Genomic DNA, 12,108 nt, shown 5'->3' with positions numbered 1-12,108 from the left:
CTATCGCGCGGCGGCGGCGGCGCGTTGGATATCGCGCGGCTCCATCACCTGTGGCGACCACCCTGCCCGCGTGACGTGCAGCATGGCGGTGCCGACCTCTGTGGAGGTCAGGACATAGCCGCGCGCGACGGGGCGCAGCAGGCGCAAAAGCCATCCGATGACGCTATAGACGCGGCGGTAGATTTTGGTCTTTGACTGCTCGCCGTTGAGCGACAGGATCGCGCCGGGGCGAAACAGGTAGACGCCTTTGAAGGGCAGCGCGCGCAGGGCGTTTTCGGTGCGCCCTTTGACGCGGGCCCACATGGTTTTGCCCTGCTCGGAGCTATCGGTGCCAATCCCCGAGACATAGACGAAGGTCATCGCGGGGTTGAGGGTGGCGAGTTTGGTGGCGATGTCGAGGGTGAGGTCGTAGGTGAGTTTGGTATAGGCGGCCTCTGACATTTGACCCGAGAGCGCGCCGAGGCAGAAATAGCAGGCATCGAAACCGTCGAGCATCTGCGCGTCGAGCGCGAAGAGATCGGGCGTGGTGATGTCGTGCAGTTTGGCGTGGGTCTGGCCCAGAGGCGTGCGGCCAATGGTGGTGACCGATGTGACGTCATCGGCCAGCAGGCATTCGCGCAGCACGCCAAGGCCGACCATGCCTGTCGCACCGAAGATGAGGATTTTCACGGGGACTGGACCTATATTGGGGCGGTTGATTGCGCGTCAGTATAGGGCGGGCACGCGGGGGGTGCGAGGGGGAATGCGGGCATGAAAAAGGGCGGGATGGACCCGCCCTTTTGTCGTTTTGGAACAGGGAGTTAGAGGTAGCTGTTCACGAGGTTTTCGAGGCGTTCCTGGCGGCCCGAACGGGGCTCTGGGTTGATGTTGTCGGCCAGCACGCGTTCCTGGATCGAGGTGAGATCACCGGACTCCAGCATGGCTTTGTTCACCGGTTTGTCCCAGTCGGCGTAGCGCGCGTCACGGGCGGCTTCGAGTTTGCCGTCCTCGAGCATGGCGGCGGCGGCTTTGAGGCCGCGCGCACAGCAATCCATGCCGCCCACGTGGGCGAGGATCAGGTCCTCTGCGTCGAGCGATTGACGGCGCACGCGGGCGTCGAAGTTGGTGCCGCCGGTGGTGAAACCGCCCGCCTTGAGCACTTCGTAATAGGCCAGCGCCATTTCGGGGACGTTGTTGGGGAATTGGTCGGTGTCCCAGCCCGATTGGTAGTCGTTGCGGTTCATGTCGATGGAGCCGAGCAAGCCGAGCGATCCGGCCAGTGCCAACTCGTGTTCGAACGAGTGGCCTGCGAGGATGGCGTGGCCCTGTTCGATGTTCATTTTGACTTCGTTTTCAAGGCCGTAGCGTTTGAGGAAGCCATAGACCGTGGCGACGTCGAAGTCGTATTGGTGTTTGGAAGGTTCTTGGGGTTTCGGTTCGATCAGGATCGCGCCGTACCAGCCCATTTTGTGTTTATAATCGACCACCATTTCGAGCATTTTGGCGGCTTGGTCGGCCTCTTTGCCGAGGTCTGTGTTCAGCAGGGTTTCATAGCCTTCGCGACCGCCCCAGAGGACGTAGTTGGCACCACCCAGTTTGATGGTGGCATCCATGCAGGATTTGATCGTGGCGGCCGAATAGGCGAAGACGTCGGGGTCGGGGTTGGTGGCGGCACCCGACATGAAACGGCGCTCGGTAAACAGGTTGGCCGTGCCCCAGAGCAGTTGGGTTTTGTGGCTTTCGACCTTTTCGGCGAAGATATCGACGATGGCTTCGAGGTTCTTTTTGTTTTCCGCAAAAGTCGCGCCTTCGGGGCGCACGTCGAGGTCGTGGAAGCAGAAGAACGGGGCCTGCAGGATGTCGAACATCTCGAAGGCCACATCGGCCTTCATTTTCGCGCCTTCCATGCCGCTGTCATACCACGGGCGATCAAAGGTGCGCCCGCCGAAGGGGTCGCCGCCCTCATAGGCAAACGAGTGCCAATAGGCGACGGCGAAGCGCAGGTGCTCCTCCATCCGTTTGCCCATGATGATTTCATCGGGGTTGTAGTGTTTGAAGGCGAATTCGTTGGTGGAGTCCGCGCCTTCGTATTTGATTTGGGGGATACCCTTGAAGAAATCGGTCATGTCAGTCCCTTGATCGCAGTTTGGGCGGCTTTGTAGCGGGCGAACCCGTCCTCGAAGGCCGCGGTGAGTTTCGTGTTCGGATTGATGGTTTTTTCGGTTTTCGGTGCGCTGGCCAATTCGGCCCCGCCGCCGGTGGCCGCCATCTGGCCGAGGCGTGCGGCCCCGAAGGCACCGCCGAAATCGCCCGAGACGGGCAGATCGACGGGGGTGTTCAGGGCGGTGGCGATGGCTTCGACCCAGTAGTCGGAATTGGAGCCGCCGCCGACCGCGAGGAGGCGGTCGATTTTGGTGCCTGTGGCGGCGAGTGCGTCGGCGCAGTCGCGGATCGCGTAGGTGACGCCTTCGAGGACGGCGCGGGTGCCCGCGGCGGTGTCTGTGGCGTGTTCGAGGCCGACAAACGCCCCGCGGATGGCGGCGTCATTGAGCGGGGTGCGTTCCCCGCCGAGGTAGGGCAGGAAGCGGGTTTTGCCCGGGGCCTGAAGCGCGCCGAGGTCTTTGGTCAGCGCCGATGCGCCCTGCCCCACGAAGCGTCCGTACCAGTTGAGCGCGTCTGTGGCCGCCAAGATCACGCCCATCTGGTGCCATGTGTTCGGGAGCGCGTGGCAGAAGGTGTGCACGGCTGTGCCCGCGTCGGGTTGGTAGCCGTCGTTGGCCGCGAAAAGCACGCCGGAGGTGCCCAAGGAGACAAAGGCCTGACCGGCGTGGACCACGCCCGCGCCGATGGCCGAGGCCGCGTTATCGCCCCCGCCGCCTGCGACGACGCAGGTTTGTGACAGGCCCCATTTGGCGGTGAGTTCGGGGCGGATTTGCCCGCTGACCTCAGACCCCTCGACAAGGCGGGGCATGTAGGAGCGGTCCATATCGGTGGCCGCCAGCAGGTCGTCGGACCAGTCGCGCGCGCCGGTGTCAAACCATGCGGTGCCCGCGCTGTCGGACATCTCGCCGACGAACTCGCCGGTCAGATAGAGGCGCAGGTAGTCTTTGGGCAGCAGGACTTTTGCGACTTTTGCGAAGATATCGGGTTCGTTGTTTTTCACCCATGCGAGTTTGGGCGCGGTGAAGCCGGGGAAGACGATGTTGCCGGTGATGTCGCGAAAGCGCGGGTCGGCGTCCAGTGTGGCGGCCTCTGCGTGCGAGCGGGTGTCGTTCCACAGGATGCAGGGGCGCAGCACGTTGTCGTGGTCGTCGAGCAATGTCGCGCCGTGCATCTGGCCCGACAGGCCGATCCCGCGCACGGCATTGAGATCGGATTTCGCTCCAAGGGCGGCCATGACATCGTCACAGGCGGCAAGCCAGCTCTGCGGGGATTGTTCGGACCAGCCGTCGTGGGGGCGTTCGTTGGTGAGGGGCGCGTTGGCCTCGGCCAGAATGGTCTGATCTTCGTCGATCAGGATGGCTTTGAGACCGGAGGTGCCCAGATCGAGACCTATATACATGGCATTCTCGCTTTTTGGTTGGGTGGGTCGCGCGATCGGGTGTGGGGCGGGCCGGATCAGGCCCGCCGCCTTTGGGTCAGTAGGCGCTCGGGGGTTTTTTCCCCATGATGATCATGCCGAGGATGTCGTCATCGGTGACTTTGTCGACGTCCACGGTGCCCACGCGGGCGCCGTTTTTCATCACCATGGCGCGATCGCACAGCTTCATCACGTTGTGGATGTCGTGTTCGATCAGGAAGATGCCGAGGCCCTGATTTTTGAGTTCCTGCACCAGTTCGGCGACCATTTCGGTTTCCTGTGGGCCAAGCGCCGCGGTGGGTTCGTCCATGATCAGGATTTTGGCGTTGAAATAGACCGCGCGTGCGATGGCGACCGATTGGCGTTGGCCGCCCGAAAGCGCGGAGACCGGGTCTTTGAACTTCTGGAAGTTCGGGTTGAGGCGGCCCATGATTTTGCGGGTTTCCGCCTCCATCGCGGCCTCGTCCACAAAGCCGAGCGGTGTCACCAGTTCGCGGCCCAGAAACAGGTTCGAGGCGGCATCGAGGTTATCGGCCAAAGCGAGCGTCTGGTAGATGGTTTCGATGTTGTAATGGCGCGCGTCGCGGGGGTTGTGGATCTCGGCCTTTTGGCCTTCGATGAAGATCTCGCCATGGCTCGGGGCGTAGGCGCCCGAGAGCATTTTGATCAGCGTCGATTTGCCCGCACCGTTGTGGCCCAGAAGGCCGACGACTTCGCCAGCAAAGAGGTCGATGGAGACATTGTCCACGGCGCGGATGCCGCCGAAAGCAATCGACATGTCGCGCATTTCGACGAGCGGGGTTCCTGTACGATCAACGGTCATCATTTCACCCCTGTGCGTTTACGGTATTGAATGTCGATCCAGACGGCGAAGACGAGCACCGAGCCGACGACGATGTTTTGCAGCGGGCTGTCGACGCCGACCATGCCCATGCCCGAGGTGAGCGACTGCATGATGAGGGCACCGAGGATGGCGCCGTAGATGGTCCCTGCCCCGCCCGAGAGCGCGGTGCCCCCGATGACGGCGGCGGCGATGACGCGAAGTTCGTCAAGCGTGCCGATGTCGTTGGCGTGGCTTTGCAGGCGGGCCTGGGCGATGATCGCCGAGAGGCCGCACAGGAACCCCATGATCGCAAAGACCTTGACCGTCAGCAGGCGGGTGTTGATGCCCGAGAGTTCGGCCGCGTCGGGGTTGCCGCCGGTGGCGAAGATGTATTTGCCGAGGCGGGTTTTCTGGGCCACCACGGTCATGGAGATGGCGACGACGATCAGGATGAGAACCGAGATCGGCAGGCCGTGGCCTTGGGAAAAGCCGTCGGGGACGACTTCGCCGCGGGCCTCGAACATGCGGCGCAGTTTGCCTTTGGGGATGTCATAGGCGTTCAGGGTGGCGATAAAGCCGAGGATGGTGGCCACGGCCGCGCCGCCGAGCGCGAATTCGGCCCAGAGCGGTTTGACGGGAAATGCGTGGCGCAGGCGGTTCTGGCGTGCAGACCACACGCCGTAGATTGCGGCCAGTGCGGCCAGTCCGCCGACGACCCATGAGAGGGTTTCGCCCAGCGTGCCTTCGGCGCCGCCGAAGAGGATGAAGGTGCCGTCGAGCGGTGCGATGGTTTGGCCGGAGGTGAGATACCAGCCCGCGTAGCGCCAGACGAGGAAGCCACCGAGGGTGACGATGAAGGCGGGGATTTTCTGGTAGCCGATCAGGTAGCCGTTGAAGGCCCCGATCAAGGTGCCGATGATCAGACCGGTGAGCATGGCGACCGGCGCCATGACGGGCGAGCCGAGTTCCACGCCCCATCCGGGCATCCAGCGGGCCTGCATCATAGCCATCATCGCAGACGAGATGGCGAGCACGGCCCCGACCGAGAGGTCGATATTGCGGGTGACGATCACAAACACCATGCCGGTGGCCATGATGGCCACGGAGACGGTTTGGATGGTCAGGTTGAAGATGTTGCGCGGGCTGAGGAAATTGCCGCCGGTGAAGAAGTTGAAGACCAGCGCGATGAGGACGAAGGCGCCGATCATGCCAAGGAGGCGCATGTCCAATTCGAGGCTTTGCATGAGGCTGCGTTGTGGCGCGCCTGCCTGCCCGGTTGTCCCGCCAGAGGTTCTGGGTGTGTCGCTCATGGTTGCCCTTGCATGTTGTGCGGCGTCTTATGGTGGCGCCGTTGTGGGGGTGGTTTGGGTGTCATGCGGCGGGGCCGCAGGTGCCTGACGGGTCGGTGCGCCGCCCCACAGCGGGGCGGGACGGCGCAGGTTCAAGTCGCGATTGCCAGCCTCAAGGAGGCGCGTGGCAAACGGATCAGGCCCGATCAGTTACAGGGAGCCGGACCGTTTTCCACGCCTTGGCAAAGCGCTTCCTGGGAGATCCAGCCGGCGTCGACGACGGCGGACAGGTTCGCGGCAGTCACCGGCACGGGGGCGAGGAACACGGCGTTCATCTCGTTGCCACCGGGTGTGGTGAATTTCACCGCGTTTGCGACGTCTTCAGGTGCCGTGCCGCCCGCGAGAGCGACGGCGATTTCGCCGGCTGCCTTGCCGAGTTCACGGGCGTCTTTCCAAACCGAAACGGTCTGTGTGCCGGCAGCGACACGGTTGAGAGCGGCGTGGTCGCCGTCCTGACCGGAGACGGGGATGCCCTGCATGCCCTGTGCGGTGAGAGCCGCAACAACACCGCCTGCGGTGCCGTCGTTGGAAGCCACAACAGCGTCAACGCCGTTGGAGGTTTCTGTCAGGATCTGCTCCATGTTGCGCTGCGCGTTCGCAGGCAACCAGCCATCGGTGTAGGCTTCGCCCACGATGGTGATGTCGCCGGCGTCAATCGCCGATTGCAGCACTTCTTGCTGACCGCCGCGCAGGAAGTCTGCGTTGGGATCGGTCGGGGAGCCTTTGATCATGACGTAGCGGCCCGAGGGGGCGGCTTCGAGAACGGCGCGGGCCTGCATACGGCCAACCTCGACGTTGTCGAAAGTCAGGTAGAAGGCGCGCGCGTCTTCGATCAGACGGTCGTAGGCGACGACGGGGATGTCTTCGTCAACGGCGGCCTGAACGGCGGGGATCACGGCCTGGGTGTCCTGACCGAGCACGATGAGCGCGTCAACGCCCTGTGCGATCAGGTTTTCGATGTCGCTGAGCTGCTTGGCAGAAGACGACTGGGCGTCGGCGGACACGTAGGTTGCGCCTGCAGCGTCCAGCGCCGACTTGATCGCAGCTTCGTCTGTTTTCCAACGCTCTTCCTGGAAGTTGGACCAGGACACGCCGACCGTGAGGTCCTGTGCCATAGCGGATGTGACAAAGCCGGCTGCCACAATGGTGGCGGCCATCAGCATGGATTTACGCATTTTATTCCTCCCAAATTGATCCGCCGCTCCCCTGCTCCGCGACGGAGCGTTGTTGATCGGATGGCGGAACCGACTCAACGTCGGCGGAAGGCAGTTTCGCAGATATAATTTTCGTGTCAAAATAAAACTTTCCCATTTGCGCCCAAAAATTGGTAGGCATCGGGGGTAAGACGTGTCTAAAATGGCCCACTTGCGTGATTTACCATGCTGCACGTGCACAATTTAATTAGGTCAGTGAATTTTACCTGATGACACTTACAGACGATAATCCCGCGAAAGTGCAGATGCCGGTGTCCGGCTGTGGCCCTCTTCCTGTTGTGCGTGATCTGACGGCGGTGCCTTTGCGGCAGCGGTTGTTCGAGAGTGTGCGCGCGGCGGGGTCGATTGCGCGGGTGGATATTGCGCGCGCCCTGTCGGTGTCGCCTGCCACGGTGACGCAGCTATCGGCCGATCTGATTGGCGAGGGGTTGATCGAGGAGACCGAGTTGGGTCGGCGCGAAGGCGATCCGGCGCGCGGGCGTCCCCCTGTGGGCTTGCGTGTGCGTCCGGGGTCCGGCGTGGTGATCGGCATCAAGATTTCGGATCGTGCGAACTCGGCGCTGGTGCTCGATATGGCGGGCAACCGGTTGGGGTCGGCGACGATCCATCCGCCCAGTGGTCTGCGCAGCACCGAGGAGATCCTTGTCGAGATTGAAGCCTTGGTCAAAGACGCTTTGGCGGAGGCGGGCGTGGCGCGTGAAAACCTCATGGCGGTTGCGGCGGGTATTCCGGGCATGGTCGATTTCGAGGCGGGCTATGTGATCTGGTGCCCCTGCATGGCCGAGAGCCATGTGGCGCTGCGTGATCTGTTGGTCGAGCGGATCGGATGTCCGGTGCGCATTGATAACGATGCCAACCTGCTCGCGCTGGCCGAGTTGTGGTTTGGCGCGGGGCGTGGGCTCGACAACTTTGCGGTGGTCTCGATCGAGCATGGCGTGGGCATGGGGTTGGTCAACGACCACCGGTTGCAGCGCGGCGGGTTGGGTCACGGGATGGAGATCGGGCATACGAAGATCCAGCTCGACGGGGCGCTGTGCCGCTGCGGGCAGCGCGGGTGTCTGGAGGCCTATGTGGCCGATTACGCTTTGGTGCGCGAGGCGCATACCGCGCTGTCGCTGTCCACCGGTGGCGAGTCGCAGGGCGATATGATGGAGGCGCTTTTTGCGCAGGCCAAGGATGGCAATGACGCGGCCAAGGCGATTTTCGCGCGCGCGGGGCGTTATCTGGCGGCCGGATTGGCCAATGTGGTCACTTTGTTCGACCCGACGCTGATTTTTCTGTCGGGAGAGCGGATGCGCTATGACTATCTCTATGCCGAGGAGGTTCTCGCCGAGATGCGCGAGATGACGCGCCGTCCCGGGCGGCCTGCGACGCCGGTGGAAATCCATGCGTGGGGGGACTTGATCTGGGCGCAGGGTGCGGGGGCCTTGGCGCTCGATCATGCGACGGAGATGCGTCTGGGATGAGGGCGGTTATTGGGGTGCGGCGGGCGGTGATTGGCGCAGGGGTCGGGCTATGCGCCCTGCCCGTTTGCGCCGGTGACATCCGGTTTGAAGAGGTGGTGGTGCCTGCGCATCGCTACACCGGCGGCTGGGAGCATTTCGTGGGCGGCGGCGTGGCGGTGTTTGACTGCAACGGTGATGAATTACCCGATCTCTTTGCCGCCGGCGGGTCGCGCCCTGCGAGCCTGATGGTGAACCGCTCTGCGCGCGGCGGGGCCATCGCGTTTGAGGCCGTTGCGATTGACGAGATCGTCGAGGTGACGGGGGCCTATCCATTGGACATTGATGGCGACGGGGTTCTCGACCTTGCGGTGATGCGGGTCGGGGAAAATCGGCTGCTGCGCGGATTGGGGGGCTGTGCCTTTGAGGATGCGACGCAGGCGTGGGGATTTGAGGGCGGTGACCGGTGGAGCACGTCGTTTACTGCCACATGGGAGGATGGCGCGGATCGGGCGACGTTTTTCGTGGGCAATTATGTGAACCGCGAGGATCCCGAGGGGCCGTTCGAGGCCTGTGATGCCAATGAATTGCACCGCCCCGTGGCGGGCGGCTGGGAGAAGACGGTATTGGAGCCGGGGTTTTGCGCGCTTTCGGCGCTGATGTCCAAGGGCGCGCGGGATCGTGTGATGCTGCGTATTTCCAACGACCGCCACTACTATGTCAAAGGCGGCTACGAGCAGCTTTACGATCTGCGCGAGAACCGGTTTCTGGGCGACAGCGATGGTTGGGAGAAAGTATCGCTCTGGGGCATGGGAATTGCCGAGCGGGATGTGAATGGCGACCAGTTGCCCGATGTGATGCTGACCTCCATGGGCGATCAGCTGTTGCAGTTTGCCACGCCCGCGGGCGGGTATGTGGCCGCGCCCTATGAGACCGGCACCTATGCCCATCGCCCCCATGTGGGCGATGACGGGCGTGCGACCACGGGGTGGCATGCGGAATGGGGCGATGTGGACAATGACGGGTTGGTCGATTTGTTCATCGCCAAGGGCAATGTCGAACAGATGCCGTCCAATGCGGCGCGCGACCCCAACAACTTGCTGCGCCAGCGCGGCGATGGCACGTTTGAAGAGGTGTCGGTGGCCGCCGGTGTGGCGTCTTTGGAGAAATCGCGCGGTGCGGGGGTGGTGGATTTCAACGCCGACGGGAAGCTCGATCTGGTGGTGGTGAACCGGCGCGGGCCTTTGCAGGTCTGGCGCAATGTGAGTGTCGGGTCGGGGCGGTGGATCGAGGTCGCGGTGCCCTATGGGCGCGGTGGTGTGGGCACGCGGGTCGAGGTGGAAAGCGGTGGCGTGGTGCAGATGCAGGAGGTCACCGTGGGCGGTGGGCATGTGTCGGGCAAGGCGGTGCCGTTGCATTTCGGCGTCGGCGAGAGCGAGGTGGTGCGGGTGCGCATGACCACGCCGGACGGGACGCAGGGGCCGTGGGTCGAGCGGGCCACGTCGCGCTAACGTCGCGCTAACGTCGCGCTAGGCGCTATTTTTCGAACAACAGGCCGGAGGGGACCGCCTCGGGGATGCCGAGGCGGGCTGGGTCATCCTCCAAGGCGCTCAGGAAGGCCATGAGCGCGTCGATCTGATCGTCGGGCAATGTGCGGTCGGGCACCTTGATGGCGGCGGCGATCTCTGCGCGTGTGCGCGGGTTTTCCCATGTTTCCCAATCGCTTACCTCAAGATCGGGCAGCGTTACCATGTCGGGCGTCCATGATTTGAACGCGGCGCGCGGTGCGAGGTGGGCGACCACAAAGGCGCGCAGATCGGCGTAGGCACCGGTGTGCCCATAGGGCGCGGTCAGGGTCACGTTGCGCAGCGAGGGCGTGCGAAAGGCGTAGAGGTCGGAAGTTTTGCCGGTGACGAGAAAGCGGCCTTCGTCGCGGGTGCCGGCCTCGAAGGGGAGCGTTTTTCCGGGGCCGAATTGGGGTTGGCCCATGGCGTGAAAGCCGTGGTCGGTTTGCAGCGCGCCAGTGTGGCAGGCGCTGCATCCGGCATCGCCGTAGAACAGCTCTGCGCCGGTTTGGGCCAGTGGGTCGAGGGGGGATTGACCCCGCAGGGCACGGTCAAAGGCGCTGTTATCGGCGCGGAATTCAAAGGCCATGAAGGCGGCGATGGCGTTGGAGATTTCCACGAAGGTGATCGGGGCGCCTGCGGCGATCTCGGGATATGTGGCGGCGAATTTTTCGCGGTATTCGGGGATCGCGGCGATGTCGGCGGCGATCAGTTCCCATGCGCCATCCGCGCCGGAAAAGCGGCCCTTTCGCACGGTTTTGGAGAGGTCATTTTCGCTCACCTGCCCTGCCATTTCATCCGCCGAGAGGACGGGAAAGGCGGATTGGGTGGCGAGGATGCCGCTGACGCGGGAGAAAAACGGATCCTCGATGGGCACGCGCAGGGTGCCGTCTGCGCGGGTTTCCACGCGCCCGTCGTGGAACATGGAGCGGTACTCGAGCGCGCCGAGGTTATAGAGCGCGGGCGCGTTGCGCGGCACGCGGTCCTCGGGGATGTTTTCGGGGTCCACAACGCGGTCCGGGCCCAGACCGATGCCGCCCTCCCCGAGGCCGAGCGGGAGACCATCGGAGGTGCCAAGGCGGGGGTGGTGGCAGGTCGAGCAGGCGATGTTGTCATTGCCCGAGAGCACCGGATCGTAGAACAGAAGCTGGCCAAGCGCCGCCTCTGCGGGGTCCACGGCCATGTAGTCGGCGTCTGTGAGGGGCGCGGGAAGCGGCTCTGCGGCCAGAGCGCCGGTGTGCAGAGTCGCCATGGTGAGCGCCGCGATGGCGAGGGCCGCGGCGGGGCGGTTATTTGCGCGCATATTCCACATAGGCAAAGGCCACGCTGTCGGGCGACCATGAGGGGACGTTGATCGTCCCTTGGCCGCCGAAAAGTTTCACGAGGGTTTCGGGTTTGCCGCCTTCGGGGGCGAGCAGGCGCAGTTCCACGTCGAGGTCGCCGGGGTGGCCCGTGGTGCCGTTCGGATAGGCGAGGTAGACGATTTTCGTGCCATCCGGCGAGGGGTGCGGGAACCAGTTCACGCGGTCATCGTCGGTCATTTGTTGGGGATCGGTGCCGTCCACGCGCACGCGCCACAGGTCGGAAGTGCCGTTGCCGGAGCGTTCGGAGTTGAACCAGACCCATTGCCCGTCGGGGGTGTAATCGGGGCCGTCATAGTGGTGGGGACCGCCGATCAGGCAGGTTTCGGGGCCGCCTGTGACGGGAATGGTGTAGATGCCGAAAACCTCGTCGCGCACCGCCGTATAGGCGAGCGTTTTGCCATCGGGCGACCAGCCGTGCCACCATGAGGGGGAGTTGGGGGTGATGCGAACCGGATCGGCCTCTTCCGCGTCCAGATCGAGGGTCCAGATCACCGAGCCGCCCCCGAGTGTGTGGTCCGAGAGCGCCAGCGTTGACCCATCGGGGGAGATGCCGTGGTCGTTGTTGAGTTTGATCAGCATGCCGGTGTCGATTTCGGCCAGATCGGGCTCATTCAGGTCGACCCAGTAGAGCCGCCCGTCGCCGTTGACGATCAGCGCCTCGCCGTCAGGCGTCCAGTTCGGGGCCTCGATATGGTCTTCGGTTTCGAGCACGGGGAAAGCGCGCCCTTCCTCGGAGTCGTAGATCATCAGGCGGGAAGTCCAGGTGGTCATAGGTGATCCCTCGGAGTTTGC

At 63.7% G+C, this 12,108-nt stretch carries 10 protein-coding genes; 2 read left to right on the top strand and 8 right to left on the bottom strand.

Going from position 1 to position 12,108, the window contains the following annotated elements:
* From ABD815_RS12635 to xylF, 6 genes are all read right to left on the bottom strand, one after another.
* Entirely contained in the window at positions 1-669 is a 669-nt protein-coding gene (locus tag ABD815_RS12635) for a Rossmann-fold NAD(P)-binding domain-containing protein (RefSeq protein ID WP_344847583.1), read from the bottom strand.
* Between the two features lie 131 nt (positions 670-800).
* Positions 801-2,105, bottom strand: a complete 1,305-nt coding sequence (xylA, locus tag ABD815_RS12630) for a xylose isomerase (protein ID WP_344847581.1) — start codon at positions 2,103-2,105, stop codon at positions 801-803.
* Positions 2,102-3,541: a xylulokinase gene (xylB, locus tag ABD815_RS12625; protein ID WP_344847579.1), complete on the bottom strand. Its 1,440-nt coding sequence runs from the start codon at positions 3,539-3,541 to the stop codon at positions 2,102-2,104. Before xylB ends, xylA begins: the two co-directional genes overlap by 4 nt.
* 76 nt (positions 3,542-3,617) lie before the next feature.
* On the bottom strand, positions 3,618-4,382 hold the full coding sequence (locus tag ABD815_RS12620) for an ATP-binding cassette domain-containing protein (protein WP_344847578.1): 765 nt from the start codon (positions 4,380-4,382) through the stop codon (positions 3,618-3,620).
* Entirely contained in the window at positions 4,382-5,692 is a 1,311-nt protein-coding gene (locus ABD815_RS12615; RefSeq protein ID WP_344847576.1) for a sugar ABC transporter permease, read from the bottom strand. The genes ABD815_RS12620 and ABD815_RS12615 overlap by 1 nt, the downstream gene beginning before the upstream one ends.
* Before the next feature lie 185 nt (positions 5,693-5,877).
* Positions 5,878-6,906 carry a D-xylose ABC transporter substrate-binding protein gene (gene xylF / locus ABD815_RS12610; RefSeq protein ID WP_344847574.1) on the bottom strand — a complete coding sequence of 343 codons (1,029 nt, stop codon included), beginning with the start codon at positions 6,904-6,906 and terminating at the stop codon, positions 5,878-5,880.
* A gap of 248 nt (positions 6,907-7,154) precedes the next feature.
* Between xylF and ABD815_RS12605 the strand changes: the two genes are divergently transcribed.
* Together ABD815_RS12605 and ABD815_RS12600 are read left to right on the top strand one after the other, a co-directional pair.
* Positions 7,155-8,411 (top strand): ROK family transcriptional regulator, encoded by a 1,257-nt coding sequence (locus tag ABD815_RS12605; RefSeq protein ID WP_344847573.1) that lies wholly within the window; start codon positions 7,155-7,157, stop codon positions 8,409-8,411.
* Positions 8,408-9,898: a CRTAC1 family protein gene (locus ABD815_RS12600; RefSeq protein ID WP_344847572.1), complete on the top strand. Its 1,491-nt coding sequence runs from the start codon at positions 8,408-8,410 to the stop codon at positions 9,896-9,898. Before ABD815_RS12605 ends, ABD815_RS12600 begins: the two co-directional genes overlap by 4 nt.
* Positions 9,899-9,923: 25 nt before the next feature.
* Here the strand turns inward: ABD815_RS12600 and ABD815_RS12595 are convergent, their stop codons facing one another.
* A complete protein-coding gene (locus ABD815_RS12595) occupies positions 9,924-11,255 on the bottom strand; it encodes a cytochrome-c peroxidase (RefSeq protein ID WP_344847571.1) in 1,332 nt (443 codons plus the stop codon).
* Positions 11,242-12,087, bottom strand: a complete 846-nt coding sequence (locus ABD815_RS12590) for a TolB family protein (protein ID WP_344847570.1) — start codon at positions 12,085-12,087, stop codon at positions 11,242-11,244. The genes ABD815_RS12595 and ABD815_RS12590 overlap by 14 nt, the downstream gene beginning before the upstream one ends.
* Between the last annotated feature and the right edge of the window lie 21 nt (positions 12,088-12,108).

This window comes from Celeribacter arenosi, assembly GCF_039539485.1.
Classification (GTDB): Bacteria; Pseudomonadota; Alphaproteobacteria; order Rhodobacterales; family Rhodobacteraceae; genus Celeribacter; species Celeribacter arenosi.
Note: the sequence above shows the minus strand (reverse complement) of the source record. Positions and strands in the feature narration are given on the sequence as shown.